Source organism: Hyphomonas sp. UBA4505 (assembly GCF_002388685.1).
Taxonomy (GTDB): domain Bacteria; phylum Pseudomonadota; class Alphaproteobacteria; order Caulobacterales; family Hyphomonadaceae; genus Hyphomonas.
In genome coordinates, this window is the sequence record NZ_DGMZ01000012.1 from 364,051 (window position 1) to 378,937 (window position 14,887).

Genomic DNA, 14,887 nt, shown 5'->3' on the forward strand with positions numbered 1-14,887 from the left:
AAGCACTCTTAAAGCTTCAAAACTCTGGGCGTCAGGCCGCCGCTTCGACTTCCGCCGTCTTCGAGCTTGGACGCGGATCGCGCAGAACATAACCGCGCCCCCAGACCGTTTCGATATAGTGGTTGCCGTTGGTCGCATTCTGCAGCTTCTTGCGCAGCTTGCAGATGAAGACGTCGATGATCTTCAATTCTGGCTCGTCCATGCCGCCATAGAGGTGGTTCAGGAACATTTCCTTGGTCAGCGTCGTGCCTTTCCGGAGGGAAAGAAGCTCGAACATCTGGTATTCCTTGCCGGTCAGATGAACGCGCTCGTCGTCCACTTCCACGGTCTTCGCGTCGAGATTCACAACGATTTCGCCCGTGCGGATCACGCTCTCGGCATGGCCTTTGGAGCGACGCACAATGGCGGTGATGCGGGCGATCAGCTCGTCCTTGTTGAATGGCTTGGTGAGATAGTCGTCGGCGCCGTAGCCGAGCGTCTTCACCTTCGCTTCAATGTCGGGATTGCCGGAGAGGATCATCACAGGCGTGTTCACACGGCCCATGCGCAGCTGCTTGAGCACTTCGTACCCGGAAATATCAGGCAGTGAGAGGTCAAGCACGATCATGTCGTACTCATAGACCTTGCCGAGGTCCACGCCCTCTTCGCCGAGGTCGGTGGTGTAGATGTTGAAGCCTGCAGCCTTCAGCATCAACTCGATGGAACGAGCCACCGCACTATCATCTTCAATCAGCAGGACGCGCATCTCTCGTCTCCCGAATCATCATTACGACCAAGCTAGCCGCATTTCCTGTCAATGTGAATCCTACGGGCTGTTCCTTTAACGAAGGTTAACAAGCCGTACGATCCGCCCCCAAAACTTCTACTTTCTTCACACAGATTAATAGCCAATATCGACACCTTGACGGGCGCCTATGAGCATCTGGGAAATTGCAATTGCGTCCTGGATCGGCTGTGCCTGCTGGTCTGTGGAGATCAGCGTCTTCTGGCAGCGGATCGCATCGCGCACTTTCGGATCCCGCATTACGGTGCCCGCAAGATGTGGACGGAAGCCGAGGAAGGTCTGACAAGCGCGCGCAATCGCTTCATAGGTGCGCTGGCCTGCGGCCCGGGACTCGGCCTGATTGATACAGATGACCGGTTCGACGTTCGGCGCGTAACCGCGCAACACCTTGATGAACGCATAAGCGTCCGTCATCGAGGTCGGCTCGTCGGTAATGACCATGAGCGCCTTGTCGGCGGCGCGCGCCAAGCGCATGCAATTGGCTTCGATCCCGGCGCCAAGGTCCACGACCACCTGGTCGTATTGCAGCGCCAGCGCCGAAAGGCCTGCAGCAAGGCGGGCAACTTCCTCAGGCGGAAGCTCAGCCAGCGCGCCAGAGCCGGATCGGCCAGGCAATACGTCAAAGCCGCCATCTGCTGCGCCGCCATCGACGGCCGTCACAGCGTCATCCAGTTCGACCCAGCCTGCGATGACCGCGGCGAGGTCGGTTTCCGGAGCGATGCCGAGTTGAACGTCGACATTGGCAAGGCCCAAATCGCCATCCACCAACAGTGTGCGCTTGCCGGCCTGGGCAAAAGCGGAGGCCAGGGTAATGGCCATGAAAGTCTTGCCGACACCACCTTTGCCACTCGCAACAGCGATGATCGAGGCTGGCGCGACGCGAGGGGTCGGCCGCTGAGCCGGACGTTCCTGCGATTTTCGAAGCATGAAGCTCATAGGACTACGCAGCTCCTTTCAGGGCGATCACATCGCCGGGGGCATCTTCCATCAACAAGGCAGCCAGCCGGGACGGCGCTGCCGGCACCAGCCCGCCGCCTATAAAGGGCGTAACGGCAAGGTGCGAGAAGGCGATTCCCGCAGAAGACAGAGCCGAAATGGCCCCTCCCCGCCTGCGGGCAATATCGAGTTTGGTCAGGATAGCGCGGCGTATGCCAGCGCGGGCAAAGATGCGGGCAGCATCTGCCTGATCTTCCGGGTGACCTTCGGCTGACATGACAAGTACGGGCTCGGCGCGCACGACCTGAATCAGGTCCTGCAGACTGTCCATGTCATCCTGGTCGAACGCATTGATCGATGGCAGGTCAATCACACAGCGATGCCCGGCGGCCCGTGCGGTGCGCAACGTGTCGAAAAGGGCATCTGGCGTCAAAGCGTTGCGAATCTGGCCACGCTCCTGTTCCAGATAGGCTGCGAGCTGAGCGCCGCCTGCAGTTCCATCAAGGTCTGCAGCGATTGGCAGGATGGCCGTACGGGCAACCGCCGCCCGGCGGGTCAGTTTCGCTGCAGTGGAGGTCCGGCCATGTCCTGGCGGCCCCACGAGGATGATGTCGCGTTCCATGCGGGCCGCAATCGGATCGCAGGTGACGATGCGCTCCAGACCGGCCGCGATCGAATCCTCTGGCGAGTCGCCCGGAACCGCATTCTGATCAGCGCCCTCATGAGCCACCCGATCCGCAAAGCGCTTGGGGGCGCCATGCCATAAAAGAGCGTCGCGAACGCGACTGTAGAGAGGGTTTTCAGAGCCACGACCATGTCCGGTGCCACGGGCTTCTCGCAGGAATAGCGGTTCGCTTGGAACAACGCCGCCTCCCAGCTTGTCCGTTGCAGCGCGAACTTCCACACCGCCGTCGATCTCCCGTTCAGACAGGATGACCGCGTCCGCTCCCATTTCGGCAAAAATCATCGCTTTGGCGGCCTCAAGGGTCTCCGCGGCGAACATCTTCATGCGCATGTTTGCATGTTCCCTTGTGTTGATCACCCCGCCGATCGCCACCCCAATAGGCCGACAGGACATGCTTTCGTTGGAAGCAGTTAACACCGGCAAAGGTTAACAACTTCCTTTCTTCCGTTAGGAATTGGGCGGCCTTGCAATGTTTTAATGATAATTGCCTAAGCGTCAGGCAGCCGCGCGATCGTCGACGATTTCCGACAGGGTCACGCCCAATTGGCCATCCGCAATAACCAGTTTGCCCCGCGCCATCAGGCGATCTGACAGATAGATGTCAACCGGCTCACCCGTATGGCGTTCCAGGGCAACGATGTCCCCTTCTGCCATGGCCATCAGTTCCTCGATGGGCATCCGCAGTTCACCCAGCACCACATCCACCCGGACAGGCACATCCATCAGGCTCTTTTTCAGCGCGGGATTGGCAGAATCAGTCATGAGGTACCTTCGGGTGTAACACGCGTGAGAGATTGCCGGGCGTCGAACAGATCACCCTGCCCGTCAAGAATGGTGCGGGCGGTGGCCCTTATTAACGCATGGGCCCGGTCACTGAAACCCTCCTCATAGGCGCAGGCCTCCAGATGACCTGTCAGCGCCACGAGATTGGCGAGGGCTTCGTTGAGTGCATTCGTCACGCCCTGCAAGCGCTCGCTGTCGGCGCGGGCCGCTTCGGCGCGCACACTGGCAGCGCCTTCCGCACGGGCTTCCGCCAGCATTTCCAGCAATTCCGGCGTGGTCAGCTTCACCGGTGGGTCGAGCTCGACCGGAGCCGCTTCGCCCGGACTGAAATCGCTGCGAAATTCAAATTGCGTAACAGATTTGACAGCGCGGTGGATCATTCGACGAGTTCATCCTCATCTTGCGGACGTCCTGCGCGAATGTCTCCGCGCTCGATCAGCGTGCGGGCCAGATCAACCAGTTCCATTCGTGCGGCTTCAATCTCGCTGCGGCGCACGGCGCCAAGCATGTCGATTTCCTCGCGCAGCAATTCTCCAGCGCGTTGCGTCATGTTTCGGAAGAAGGCCGCGCAGGTCTCTTCGCGTGCGCCTTTCAGCGCAAAGGTGAGGCGTGTACGGTCTGCGGCAGACAGCAAGGTCTGCAGTCCCCCCGCATCCAGATTCGCCAGATCGTCGAAAGTGAACATCAATGAGCGGACGCGCTGTCCTGCGCCTGGCACAGCGGATTCCAGCGCGGACAAAAGGCTTTGTTCTGAACGGCTATCCATCCGGTCGAAGATACGGGCGACACCTTCATGACCACCGGTTCGGGAAGCTGGCGCGGCGCCGGCCATCCATGCCGACACGGCTGTTTCGAGCGCTGCGACCGCGCTTGGATGCGCTGGACCCAGATGTAACAGGCGTTGCATCACCTCGACGGCGACAGGTTTCTCGAGCGCCTTCAACATGCGCGCCGAGGCTTTGCCATCCAGGCGGGAAAGCATCAGGGCAAGTGCTTGCGGGTGCTGGCCCTCTGCCAATTTCAACAGGTCCCGCGTTTCAAGTTCAGACACTTCAGCCCAGATTGGCGTATCGGCTTCGGTAGATGCGCCGCTGCGCGCATGCGCCTGTTTGTAGCTTTCCAGCGCATCAGTCTCATCACGCAAATCATCATCCAGCGCGTCCATTGCGGCAGAAAGTGCGCGGGCTTCCTGCGGGCTCAATTCGCTCCAGACTGGCGCGGCCTCAGGCCCCAGAGCGCGCATCAGACGCGCCGACCGAGCAAGCCCGGTCGTGCCGCGCGGCCGTGAAATCGCCAGCGCGCTCATGCAGCATCTCCTTCACCGCGCATCCAGCTGCGCAGGATCGATGCGGTGCGCGCGGGGTCCTTGCGCACAAGGGATGCGGCGTCCGGGTCCGGCTGGCGGACCGGGCGTGGTTTGGACACCGGAATGATGTCGGCAGATTCGATGCGGGTCGACTTTCGGTCAGCTGGCGCGCCGGTACTCGTCGCCGCGGGAGCCGCATCAAGCGGGGCACGAAAACCAACCCATGCCAACAAACCGCAAAGCAATGCGTACAGGCCAAGCTCGGTCCAGCCAGTTGCATCCGGACGACCGGCAACACCGCGCGCGAAGTCAGCCTGTTCGATGATCAACTGATCGCCGGTTTCAGGCGACAGGAGAATGGCGGAACTTGCAAGACGTTGCAGGGTTGGTGCGGTCTCGCTCGCATCTGACGCCAGCAGGATGAGGACCGATCGGCCTGAGCGACCATCGCCGGACACGGAAAGGCGGATACTTCCCGTGCCAGCCACCGGCTCAAGAATACCCATCAGGGAAGTTTCAATGGCTGATCCAGGCACCCAGGATTCAACGGGCTGGGTGAACAGGTCGCTGGCACGCCAGCTGCCCAGCACGCCAGCAATGACAAGCGCAAACAGCGCGACTGCTCGTGTGGAGAGCATCGCGCTGCCTTGGAATTTTGCGAGCTTATGGTCCATTCGCCACTCCTGTTGCCGGGTAAACTTCCGGCATTCAGGACCAGTGATAGGCGCTGGCATTTAAATTTGTGTTTAACGGAGAGGAGTCCGTTAACCGTGACGCGTCCTAGCGGCGGTATTGCTGCAAACGTGTGGTCCGCAGTCCCTTGGTTCCGTGACGGGAATAAAGCTTCTCCCACGTCTCGAACTCTTCTTCGCTCAGGCTGTAGCGATCGCAAGCAGCCTTGCGGGACAGGAGCCCCCCGGAGACTGCTGCAACGACTTCAGCTTTGCGACGCGTAACCCAACGCGAAATGTTAGGTGACGGAAGATCCGCCAGGGTCAGCATCTGGCCATCCGGGCCGGGGACGCTGATGTTACGTGCATTGTGCTGTTCCATGTCCACACCATTCTAGTTGCTATGACAGGACTGCCCGGCTTCTCCGGGCGCCATGGAAATCAACATACAGGGTGGGGTTTAAGCCGAGGCGTAAGCGACCCGGTCAGTTTTACTCCCCCGGTTAGAGGAATGTTTGGAAAGCTGTACCGGGCCGGGACAAATTGTGGGAATCGGCTGGATTCATTACAGAAAGTATAACTTTCGCCTGGATTACGGCAGCAATGCCAGCGCATCATTGTCGCGCGCCTGCGCTGCGTGACGTCGCAGCATGGTGAGGAACATCTCGTCTCCGCGATCCGTCTGCTTCACCAGCATCGCAGCCCCGAAAGCGACCGACATGCCGTAAAAGCTGAACCAGCGATAATGATCGTAGAGCGCCTCGAACGAGTAGTCGGAAATACCCTGCTCGGTCAGCCGCGCATGATAGAAGCGCAGCAATGCCTGCTCGTGCTTTGGCCGGTCTTCGCGCGTCAGGCCGGCGCCGATAAAGTATGCGACATCGCCAGCTGGCGCGCCCTTGCCAGCTGTTTGCCAGTCTACAACGGCCAGTGGCTTGGGTGCCGCGTCCGCGCCGAACAACATGTTGTCGAGCCGGAAATCATTGTGCGTAAGCGCGTGCGGGCCGTCATAACCCTCACTCCAGGCTGGCAACGCGGCCGCATAGGCATCGCCCACAAGGATGTCGTCAGCCTCCAGCCGTTCACCATACCGATCCTTGAATCCATGCCAGAGCCCACTCACTGCTTCCGGTGTCAGCGCGGGTGGCGGCGCAAGGTCACTGCCCTGCAACCAGGCGTGCGTATCAAGCGAAGGATCATTCCAGTACGCGGCATGCAACACAGCCGCTGCCGACAAGGCACGCTCGGCCTCGGCAACGCTACACCCCTGAAGTTGGTCGCCCTGCTCTGACGGCGCCATGTCTTCCATGATCAGCGCGAACCGGTTCGTGTCCGGGTCATAATCTGTGTAAAATGCCGCGGGTGTAATCACGCCGGCCACTTTCGGAAAAGTTCGATAGAATTTTACTTCCCGCTCATAATGGCCGAGCAGCTTGGCAGTCATCAGGCTTTCGGGGCTGTCAGACGGGAACTTGCCCACCAGTGTCGCCGGAGCATTCGGCCCCTTGCGCGCATAGTCGAAAACAAAGCGGACATTCTCGCCGATCTGTCCGGTGCCGATGGATTTTGCGGTGAGGCCAGCAACCTCGGCGTCAATACCGATCTCTCCAAATAGCGCATTGAACCAATCAGCTCCCAATGAGAGCGGGTCTTCGTCGAGGCCTGGTCGACTCATTCATGTTTCCTCCGGTTTCGTTTCCTCGTCGGCAGTGTTGTCCTGCCGTGTTTTCTTTTTTCCCCAGCCGGTGAAGCGCTGAAGCTGCTCCATCCGGTCTTCGGCGTCGCGCAGGCCCTTGTCGAGCGCGGCCATGGTCAGCGCGAAATCGCCGCTTGTTTCCTTGCGCCAGGCGCGTTCAGCTGTGTCGATCACATAACCAATTGCGACGGATTTGAGCCCCACCGGCGCGCCGGAGCGATTGTCGAGCCCGGCTGAGACAAGCGCCCAGTCGGCGCTGCGCTTTCGGGCGAGTGGAAGCGAGAGCAAGAGCGACGGCGTATGGTCGCGATACTTCATCAGCGAGAGGAGACCGGCACGGTGCGCTTCCATTGCCTCGAACCGCAGCATGATGACGTCGAACAGGCGTTCCCGCGGGCTTTCATCATGCGACACGCCCTCTTCCGACATGGCCTTGTCGAAATAGGGGTCGGCATGTGCGGCAAGATCATCCTTGCCGGCAAGGCCATGAAATTCGGAAAGACTGGTATCTGCGGCCTCCGCAATGGCCGACAGTGTCAGATCGGCCCAGGGCGTCTCGTCGGCAAGTTCCAGTGCGGCGAGCAGGCCCTTTTCCAATATGCCTGCCTGCGTCGTCATCGGTAACTGTCCTCTAATCCGGCTCTCTGGAAAGCTCCCGGTCGCGGGTCACAGCAGCGCGCAGGGCTTTCCTCAGCAATATAGGCATCCCACCGTCATCCATAAGGATGTCAAGAGCGGCCTGGGTGATGCCGCCGGGGGAAGTGACCATTTTTCTGAGCGCATTTGGAGTCTGGCCAGATTGTTCCATCAGGGCCGCCGCGCCGATGATCGTCTCGATGGCAAGGCGCGCCGCCATGTCCTTTGGCACGCCTTCGGCCTCTCCGGCTTCGGTCATCACCTCAGCAAGCAGGAAGACATAGGCCGGGCCGCATCCTGAAATGCCAGTCGCGGCAACCATCGTCTTCTCGTCCATCGGCCCTTCGACCAGCCCGAGCGGTGTGAGCAGCTTGCGGGCGGTTTCAATATCCACAGAGCCCAGCGACGAGGCCGCCGACAGCAGCGTGACGCCCTTGCCGACGGACCCCGGCGTGTTCGGCATGGCGCGGATCACATGCGGTGTGCCGAGGCGGTCTTCGAGCTGGCTCAGCTTGATCCCGCCCATGACAGAGATCACCAATGTTCTCTCATCGATGTATTGCTTGATGCTTTCAGCAGCGCGCGTGAATTGCTGGGGCTTGATACCCAGAACGACGATGCGCGCAGGCGACGGGTCCGGGTTGAGCGTGATGCGGCCGGCTTCAGCCCACTCTTGCACTTGCGGGGTCGGGCGCGGCGCGACGATGGAAATACTAGGCTTGGATCGCCCCGACAGCCAACCGGACGCCAGTGCGCCGCCCATGCGGCCTGCCCCGATCAGGACAATTGACTGTGCCGCCGCCACGCGCCGGGTCTCAGGCTTCGCCGTGGGTTTCGAACATGACCGCATCCATCGCTTCGCGTGGGCTCTTGCCAGCCCAGATCAGGAAGTTGAACGCAGGCACAAACCGGTCAACGGCGCTGACGGCCGCCGCGATGGTCGAACGGAGCTCGCCCAGCGAGGCTTCATCCCGATCCATCATGGAAAAGGTATATCGGAAAATGACCACACCTTCGTCTGCCCAGTAATCAAAGTGGCCGAGCCAGAGGCGCTCATTGGCCATGATGATCAGTTCGGACAGCTGACGGCGTTTATCGGCAATCGGCTTGATGTCGAGGGTGACGGAAAAGTGGATCGCGGCTGGCTCAGGGCGAAACGCAAACAGCGCGCCCATATCACCCCAACGGGTCTCAGCCACAGCCTGAATAGTGCCTTCTTCGTCGCGTTCGTGTTGCCACCCGGCGATTTCGAGGGCCTCTTCGACGCGATCGAGCGGATCGATCCCTTCGAATTCTTCGCGTGAAAGATCAAGGCTCATGAAAGTCTCCCCTTCTTTCTGAAGTCATGGACACAGGATTCGTGCCCAATGGCCATCCCCGTTGAAACGCGGCGCAGGGTCTGCGTCCACCCCGAACAACAGGTAGGCATATAAAGTCTGTGGGTTGCGCTATTTGGATTTTGCGGCCGTTTCGAGCTCTGCCACACGCGCTTCCAGCGCTTCGACACGCTCCAGCGCCGCCGTGGCGAGCGTCTTCAGTGCCTCGACTTCGTCGCGGCCCGCCAGGTCCATATCGGCGATCAGGCCCTTCACGCGGGCCTGGGCAGCGGTCTTCGCCTCTTCGCTTGCGGCCCGTGCAGCACCCATTGCGCCGGTCATCAGACCTGCAATGTCATCTAGCAGTGGATTTGTTGTGGCCATGCGGCTACTCCTTCGCGGCATCGGGCGGACAAGTTCTCGGTCCCCTAACAGATAGGTCCTTATCCATACAGGGAAAAGACGCTGCATGCTGGATATGATGAGCTTCGCTGCAACCCTCCTGCCCGCTGCGGCGCTGACCTTCCCGGATGTCAGTCCGGCGCTGGTCTCCATTGATCTCGGCTTTCTTGGCCTCGGCACCTTCCATTTGCGCTGGTACGCGCTCGGCTACATGGCCGGAATCGCGCTTGCCTGGTGGTATGCCAGCGCGATGATCCGGCGTCCGCGCCTGTTTGGCGGCACCAGCCCGCTGACCAAGGACCAGCTCGACGACATCATGTTCTGGATCATTGTCGGCATCATTCTCGGCGGACGGTTCGGCTATGTCCTGTTCTACATGGTGCCCTACCAGTTCGACGTGATCGCGGCGAACCCGCTGACCATTTTCAAGATCTGGGATGGGGGCATGGCATTTCATGGCGGCATTCTGGGCGTTACCATCGCGCTTATCCTGTTCGCGCGCCGTCGCAAAGTGTCTCTGCTCTCGATTGGCGATATTGCCGGCGTCGTCGCGCCTATTGGCATCGGCCTCGTCCGACTCGCCAATTTCGTGAACGCCGAACTCTATGGTCGCCACACGGATGCGCCCATCGGCATGGTGTTCCCGGAAGGTTATGTGCGCGGCTCGACGCCGCCGGCCTATAATTGGGATACAGGCGAATGGGCCTATACAGACTTCGAGACCGCCCGCCACCCCAGCCAGCTGTATGAAAGCGTGCTGGAGGGTTGGTTACCGCTGATTGTGGGATCGATCCTGATCTGGCGCTTTGGTGCGCTGAAGCGGCCCGGCCTTATCGCCGGCCTGTTCCTGCTGATCTATGCGACCGGCCGTACCATCGTGGAGAATTTCCGCCTGCCCGACAGTTTCGTCGAGGGCCTGCCGGACTGGATCACGATGGGCCAGCTGCTCTCCATCCCGATGTGGATCGGCGGCGCCTGGCTGGTCTGGAATGCGCTGAAGACAAAGCCTGTAGCCGCGGACTGATCTGCCCATGACCCTCAAGGATCGCATCATCCGCCTGATCGAGACCGGCGGCCCCATCCCGGTTTCGACCTATATGCAGCTTGCCCTGCATGACTCGGCCCAAGGCTATTATGCCACGCGCCCCGGCCTTGGCACTGATTTCATCACGGCGCCGGAAGTCAGCCAGGTCTTCGGCGAACTGATCGGCCTGTGGGTCGTGAATGAATGGCGGGCCATGGGCGCGCCGGACTCGTTTCATCTGGTCGAGATTGGTCCCGGTCGCGGCACGCTGATGGCGGATGCGCTGCGCCTCGCCTATGTCGCGGGCGGCCGCGAATTTGCCGATGCCGCCAAACTCACCCTCGTCGAGCCGAGCCCGGAATTGCGCAAGGTGCAGGCAGAGCGTCTCAGCGATTATACGCCGTCTTTTGCCGACACGCTCGGCAATGTGCCCGCCGGGCCGATGATCTTGGTCGCGAATGAATATCTCGACTGCCTGCCCGCCCGCCAGTTCCGCAAGGCGGATGGCCAGTGGCGCGAATGCGTGGTCGGGCTGGATGCGGACGGAGCGCTGGCCTTCGGTCTTGCCGCCGACGAGCAGCGCGCGCCCGATGGCGCCGCCGAAACGTCAGAGGCGGTCGAGGTCCAGATCGGCTTCGACCTGTTGATTGCAGACCTCCTCACCCGCCCCGCGCCGATGCGCGCGCTGTTCATTGACTACGGCCCCGCCGATGCGACGCCGGGCGACAGCCTCCGCGCCTTCAGCCAGGGCGAGCAGGTCTCCCCCCTCGCCCGCCCCGGCGAAACCGATTTGACCGTGGACGTGGATTTCGGACGCCTGAAACGGCTTGCCGCGCGCATGGGACTGGATGTGGCCGGGCCGACACCGCAGGGCATGTTCCTGATGGGGCTCGGGGCACAGGCACGGCTCAACCAGCTGGTCGAGGCCAATCCCGACCATGCCGACGCGATCTTCAACAATGCCCAGCGGCTGATCGACCCGAAAGACATGGGCAGCCGCTTCAAGGCGATCTGCCTGTCGAGCACGGGCCTGCCCGCGCCGGTTGGGTTCTAGGCGCCCCTACTCGGCTTCAGCGCCGATATGCTGGTCTATGAATGTCGCCATAGCGCGTAATGCGTCAATTCGCGTATCGCCATCCGACATCCAGTGATCCTCACCTTCCAGTTCGAGGAAGGTCACATCCTTGCCGGCTTTTTCGAGAGCCCGTTCCATGATCTCGCTCTGCTTGATCGGCACGACGGTGTCGTCATTGCCATGGATCAACAGTACGGGTGCCGTGAACTTGTCTGCGGCTCTGGCTGGCGAGATAGCATCCAGCTTCTCGCGCTCTTCATCAAGATCGCCTATGTTTTCCTGCCAGTAGTCCAGCGCCCAATGCTTGCGCCCATTATCCCACTTCACATCCACGAGGAGGGGTCGAATGTCCGACACGGGTGCAATCGCCACGACGCATTTGTACAGGTCAGGTGTGAACGCACCGCCCGCGAGCGCCGCATAGCCGCCATAGCTGGCCCCGACAATGCAGACACGTGTCGGGTCTGCCAGGCCCTGCTCCACCAGCGTCTGCACGCCATCAGTGATGTCATCCTGCATCTTGCCGCCCCACTCCCCCTTGCCGAGAATCCGGTGCTCAGTTCCGTAGCCTGACGACCCCCGGAAATTCGGCTGAAGCACGAGGTAGCCCCGATTGGCGAAATACTGCGCCATCCAATCGAACCCCACCGCGTCATACGATTCTGGTCCGCCATGTGGCATCACGACCAGAGGCAGCTTGCTGGCCGTTTCAATATCCACGCCTGCCGGCCAGGTCAGGATCGACGGAATGTTGAGCCCATCCCGGGCTTTATAATTGACAGAAACCATCTGGCCGACGGCGTCTGGGGGTATGTTGTCACGCTCATCCGCGACGAGCATCATTTGGCCGGTTTCCCGATCCTGCAGGACATAACTGCCGGGCGTGTCGCTGCCATAGATCAGGTAGAGTAGCTTCGACCAGTCATCGGTCCAGGATACGAGATTTACGGAGGCCGTGGAAAACTGGTTCACCATGCCCGAGACGGCCGCGTCCACATCCGGATCATAAAACTTGTACGAGGGCACTGCGCCGGAATATTCGACACCGAGAACGAACCGGTTCCCATCCTTGATGATCCGCTCGATCGTACCGCCCTTCCCGCCGAGCGATGCAGGCGTCAAATGCCCCGAGAAATCGAGCTCATAAACGTTTCCGGAATCATCGGCATCACTACCGTCGGAAAACAGCAAGGCGGACCGGTCAGCCTTGATACCCGTGACACCGGGGGGCAGTTGCGATGTTTCGAGTTCATAGATGAGCTCACGCTTCCCGTTCACATAGGTATAAACCCTGTAGGTATCCGTGGTGTTATTATAGTCCTCCCGCGCAAGTACCGTCCCATCCTTGTCCACGAACCAATCAACCGTATTGTCGACACCGCTCTTGAACCGTCTTCCTTTGCCGGTCTTCAAATTGACGCGCAGCAGGCTGTAATTCGGATGAGAATAGCGATCTCCGACATAAGCCGGCATGAAGATGTAGCCGGGGTCGGCATCGTCACCGACAATCCGCCCAAGATCGCCCTGGGCTGGATAGATGTTGTCCGTACCCCTCAACAAGAATGTCAGTTTCTTAGTCTTCAGACTGAAAGAGAAAGCGCCCGAATATTCAAACTCCCCCCGAAACCCGATCACGAACTTCGTTTCCGAAGCAAGGATGACGATGTTCTCCTCATCGGCGAACCAGATGTCACGCGTGGCAACGTCGTCGATCTTCACGTGATAGGTCTTCTGTCGCGTCGCGAAGTCAAACGTGACCAGATAGTCCGCCCCTTCCCGGCGCTCGGCAAAGGCAACGATCGATCCATCCGGAGACAGGGCCATGTACCGGATTGAGGGCAGGTCGCCATAGGCTTCCAGCGGCGGATGGGTGACCTCGGCGCTGGCCGTGTTGAAGCCAAAGCCGAGCCATGCCGCCAGAACGGCGAGGACCAATACTCTCATGCAGGATCTCCCCAATAACTGCGTTCAGGCTATTTTGGATGGAAAGGCGAGGCAACACCGAAACCGCCCGATTCCGACCAACTCCCCCCCTTCCGCTGCGCAAGCCGGGCTTGGCTTTGGCGGCGCGGTCCCCATGTCTCAGGGATGCAATGCAAGGGGCCTTGATGTGGCTGAACTTTCGATCCTGGAACTCGGACGCGTGCGCGAGGGCTTTACCCGCGCCGACGCGCTGAACGATGCCCGACGCCTCGGCCAGCACGCCGAGACATGGGGCTACAAGCGGCTCTGGGTCGCCGAGCATCACAATATGCGGGCCGTCACGACGGCGGCCACCTCGCTCGTCGTTTCGCACATTGCGGCTGGCACGAAGACCCTCCGCGTGGGCGCTGGCGGCATCATGCTGCCCAATCACGCGCCCTATATCATCGCCGAACAGTTCGGCACGCTGGAGGCGCTCTATCCGGGCCGAATCGACCTTGGCTTGGGCCGCGCCCCCGGCACCGACCAGATGACGCTGCGTGCCCTGCGCCGGGATCCCAACAGCGCCGACCGTTTCCCCCAGGATGTGCTGGAACTGCAGGCCTTTCTCGGCCCGGTCGAGCCCGGCCAGAAGATCGAGGCTGTCCCCGGCTCCAATTCGAATGTCCCGCTCTGGATCCTCGGCTCCAGCCTGTTCGGCGCGCAGGTCGCGGCCGCCTATGGCCTGCCCTATGGCTTTGCCTCCCATTTCGCCCCGCAGGCGCTGGATGATGCGCTGGCTACCTATCGCGCCAACTTCCAGCCATCAGATCAGCAGAAGACCCCCTATGCCCTGATCGGCGTGAACATCATCGCTGCCGAGACGAATGAGGAAGCGGAATATCTCGCCACCTCCCAGCAGATGTCGTTCGCAAATCTCGTGCGCGGCGACCGCAAGCTGACCCAGCCGCCGATTGACGACATCGACACCTATTGGACGCCGGAAGAGAAAATGCGCGCGTCACACATGCTGAATTTCAGCATCATCGGGGACGCGGATACGGTGAAACGCGGCGTCGAGGCCCTGCTCGCCCGCACACAGGCCGACGAGCTGATGATCGTCTCCGACATGTATGATGTCGACAAGCGCCTACGCTCGTTCGAAATCATCGCGAACGTCCTGAAAGACTGAATTGTCGTTTGATGACCGCCCCGGCTAGACGGGGCGCTTGATCTCGTTGTGGTCGTCCAGCAGCACAACGGTCGGCGCATGCTGGCGGGCCTTGTCGGCATCGATCCCGGCAAAGGCCGCAATGATGACTTTGTCACCGGCCGCAAAGTGGCGGGCCGCCGCGCCGTTCACACCGATCGTCTTCGAACCGCGAGGAGCTTCCAAAGCATAGGTCTGAATGCGAGCGCCATTGGTGACGTTCCAGATATCCACGCGCTCATTCGGCAAGATGCCCGAGGCGTCCAGCAGGTCCTGGTCGATCGATACCGAGCCTTCATAGTGAAGGTCGCACTGCGTGACGGTCGCAGAATGCAGTTTCGCTTTCAGCATATTGAGCAACAAGGATGGATCCTCCCGGATTATTATGAGCGCATAATTATGCTCATAGTGAGCATATAGGAAGGCCTGCGGCCTTGCGCAAGGCGCTTATTGCATCGCAG

At 60.6% G+C, this 14,887-nt stretch carries 18 protein-coding genes; 3 read left to right on the top strand and 15 right to left on the bottom strand.

Annotated elements, in window-relative coordinates; translation table 11 throughout:
* Positions 1–31: 31 nt before the first annotated feature.
* From ctrA to B3527_RS10940, 13 genes are all read right to left on the bottom strand, one after another.
* Entirely contained in the window at positions 32–745 is a 714-nt protein-coding gene (ctrA, locus tag B3527_RS10880) for a response regulator transcription factor CtrA (protein ID WP_034810668.1), read from the bottom strand.
* A gap of 135 nt (positions 746–880) precedes the next feature.
* The gene (locus B3527_RS10885) at positions 881–1,720 is read right to left on the bottom strand and encodes an AAA family ATPase (protein ID WP_034810665.1); all 840 of its coding nucleotides are present in this window, start codon (positions 1,718–1,720) and stop codon (positions 881–883) included.
* A gap of 4 nt (positions 1,721–1,724) precedes the next feature.
* Positions 1,725–2,735 (bottom strand): flagellar biosynthesis protein FlhF-like protein, encoded by a 1,011-nt coding sequence (locus B3527_RS10890; RefSeq protein WP_290481453.1) that lies wholly within the window; start codon positions 2,733–2,735, stop codon positions 1,725–1,727.
* Between the two features lie 165 nt (positions 2,736–2,900).
* Positions 2,901–3,167 (bottom strand): flagellar motor switch protein FliN, encoded by a 267-nt coding sequence (gene fliN / locus B3527_RS10895; protein WP_034810661.1) that lies wholly within the window; start codon positions 3,165–3,167, stop codon positions 2,901–2,903.
* Positions 3,164–3,568 (bottom strand): hypothetical protein, encoded by a 405-nt coding sequence (locus tag B3527_RS10900; protein WP_034810659.1) that lies wholly within the window; start codon positions 3,566–3,568, stop codon positions 3,164–3,166. Before B3527_RS10900 ends, fliN begins: the two co-directional genes overlap by 4 nt.
* Positions 3,565–4,494, bottom strand: coding sequence for a FliG C-terminal domain-containing protein (locus B3527_RS10905; protein WP_290479882.1), 930 nt, complete (start codon positions 4,492–4,494; stop codon positions 3,565–3,567). The genes B3527_RS10900 and B3527_RS10905 overlap by 4 nt, the downstream gene beginning before the upstream one ends.
* Positions 4,491–5,168, bottom strand: a complete 678-nt coding sequence (locus B3527_RS10910) for a hypothetical protein (protein ID WP_290479883.1) — start codon at positions 5,166–5,168, stop codon at positions 4,491–4,493. The genes B3527_RS10905 and B3527_RS10910 overlap by 4 nt, the downstream gene beginning before the upstream one ends.
* Positions 5,169–5,274: 106 nt before the next feature.
* A complete protein-coding gene (locus tag B3527_RS10915; RefSeq protein ID WP_206991248.1) occupies positions 5,275–5,547 on the bottom strand; it encodes a DUF1153 domain-containing protein in 273 nt (90 codons plus the stop codon).
* 210 nt (positions 5,548–5,757) lie between these two features.
* Positions 5,758–6,840, bottom strand: coding sequence for a phosphotransferase (locus B3527_RS10920; protein WP_290479884.1), 1,083 nt, complete (start codon positions 6,838–6,840; stop codon positions 5,758–5,760).
* Entirely contained in the window at positions 6,841–7,479 is a 639-nt protein-coding gene (locus tag B3527_RS10925) for a hypothetical protein (protein ID WP_290479885.1), read from the bottom strand.
* Between the two features lie 13 nt (positions 7,480–7,492).
* Positions 7,493–8,302 (bottom strand): pyrroline-5-carboxylate reductase, encoded by an 810-nt coding sequence (gene proC, locus B3527_RS10930; protein WP_290479886.1) that lies wholly within the window; start codon positions 8,300–8,302, stop codon positions 7,493–7,495.
* 10 nt (positions 8,303–8,312) lie between these two features.
* Positions 8,313–8,816 (bottom strand): YbjN domain-containing protein, encoded by a 504-nt coding sequence (locus B3527_RS10935; protein WP_034810645.1) that lies wholly within the window; start codon positions 8,814–8,816, stop codon positions 8,313–8,315.
* 129 nt (positions 8,817–8,945) lie between these two features.
* Positions 8,946–9,197, bottom strand: a complete 252-nt coding sequence (locus B3527_RS10940) for an accessory factor UbiK family protein (protein WP_206991251.1) — start codon at positions 9,195–9,197, stop codon at positions 8,946–8,948.
* Between the two features lie 85 nt (positions 9,198–9,282).
* On the opposite strand from B3527_RS10940, the gene lgt reads away from it, so the two are divergent.
* The gene (gene lgt, locus B3527_RS10945) at positions 9,283–10,239 is read left to right on the top strand and encodes a prolipoprotein diacylglyceryl transferase (protein ID WP_242517383.1); all 957 of its coding nucleotides are present in this window, start codon (positions 9,283–9,285) and stop codon (positions 10,237–10,239) included.
* 7 nt (positions 10,240–10,246) lie between these two features.
* Entirely contained in the window at positions 10,247–11,293 is a 1,047-nt protein-coding gene (locus tag B3527_RS10950) for a class I SAM-dependent methyltransferase (RefSeq protein WP_290479887.1), read from the top strand.
* A gap of 6 nt (positions 11,294–11,299) precedes the next feature.
* Here the strand turns inward: B3527_RS10950 and B3527_RS10955 are convergent, their stop codons facing one another.
* Positions 11,300–13,258, bottom strand: a complete 1,959-nt coding sequence (locus B3527_RS10955; protein ID WP_290479888.1) for an alpha/beta hydrolase family protein — start codon at positions 13,256–13,258, stop codon at positions 11,300–11,302.
* A 166-nt stretch (positions 13,259–13,424) separates the two neighbouring features.
* On the opposite strand from B3527_RS10955, the gene B3527_RS10960 reads away from it, so the two are divergent.
* Positions 13,425–14,408, top strand: coding sequence for an LLM class flavin-dependent oxidoreductase (locus B3527_RS10960; RefSeq protein ID WP_290479889.1), 984 nt, complete (start codon positions 13,425–13,427; stop codon positions 14,406–14,408).
* A 24-nt stretch (positions 14,409–14,432) separates the two neighbouring features.
* On the opposite strand, the gene panD is transcribed toward B3527_RS10960, so the two are convergent.
* Complete coding sequence (gene panD / locus B3527_RS10965; RefSeq protein ID WP_206991255.1) at positions 14,433–14,789, bottom strand: aspartate 1-decarboxylase; 357 nt, start codon at positions 14,787–14,789, stop codon at positions 14,433–14,435.
* Positions 14,790–14,887: the final 98 nt, after the last annotated feature.

Excerpts from the sequence above, each read along its gene's own strand:
- ctrA (WP_034810668.1), bottom strand. The coding sequence starts at position 745 with ATGCGCGTCCTGCTGATTGAAGATGATAGTGCGGTGGCTCGTTCCATC.
- B3527_RS10885 (WP_034810665.1), bottom strand. The coding sequence starts at position 1,720 with ATGAGCTTCATGCTTCGAAAATCGCAGGAACGTCCGGCTCAGCGGCCG.
- B3527_RS10890 (WP_290481453.1), bottom strand. The coding sequence starts at position 2,735 with ATGCGCATGAAGATGTTCGCCGCGGAGACCCTTGAGGCCGCCAAAGCG.
- fliN (WP_034810661.1), bottom strand. The coding sequence starts at position 3,167 with ATGACTGATTCTGCCAATCCCGCGCTGAAAAAGAGCCTGATGGATGTG.
- B3527_RS10900 (WP_034810659.1), bottom strand. The coding sequence starts at position 3,568 with ATGATCCACCGCGCTGTCAAATCTGTTACGCAATTTGAATTTCGCAGC.
- B3527_RS10905 (WP_290479882.1), bottom strand. The coding sequence starts at position 4,494 with ATGAGCGCGCTGGCGATTTCACGGCCGCGCGGCACGACCGGGCTTGCT.
- B3527_RS10910 (WP_290479883.1), bottom strand. The coding sequence starts at position 5,168 with ATGGACCATAAGCTCGCAAAATTCCAAGGCAGCGCGATGCTCTCCACA.
- B3527_RS10915 (WP_206991248.1), bottom strand. The coding sequence starts at position 5,547 with ATGGAACAGCACAATGCACGTAACATCAGCGTCCCCGGCCCGGATGGC.
- B3527_RS10920 (WP_290479884.1), bottom strand. The coding sequence starts at position 6,840 with ATGAGTCGACCAGGCCTCGACGAAGACCCGCTCTCATTGGGAGCTGAT.
- B3527_RS10925 (WP_290479885.1), bottom strand. The coding sequence starts at position 7,479 with ATGACGACGCAGGCAGGCATATTGGAAAAGGGCCTGCTCGCCGCACTG.
- B3527_RS10935 (WP_034810645.1), bottom strand. The coding sequence starts at position 8,816 with ATGAGCCTTGATCTTTCACGCGAAGAATTCGAAGGGATCGATCCGCTC.
- B3527_RS10940 (WP_206991251.1), bottom strand. The coding sequence starts at position 9,197 with ATGGCCACAACAAATCCACTGCTAGATGACATTGCAGGTCTGATGACC.
- lgt (WP_242517383.1), top strand. The coding sequence starts at position 9,283 with ATGCTGGATATGATGAGCTTCGCTGCAACCCTCCTGCCCGCTGCGGCG.
- B3527_RS10950 (WP_290479887.1), top strand. The coding sequence starts at position 10,247 with ATGACCCTCAAGGATCGCATCATCCGCCTGATCGAGACCGGCGGCCCC.
- B3527_RS10955 (WP_290479888.1), bottom strand. The coding sequence starts at position 13,258 with ATGAGAGTATTGGTCCTCGCCGTTCTGGCGGCATGGCTCGGCTTTGGC.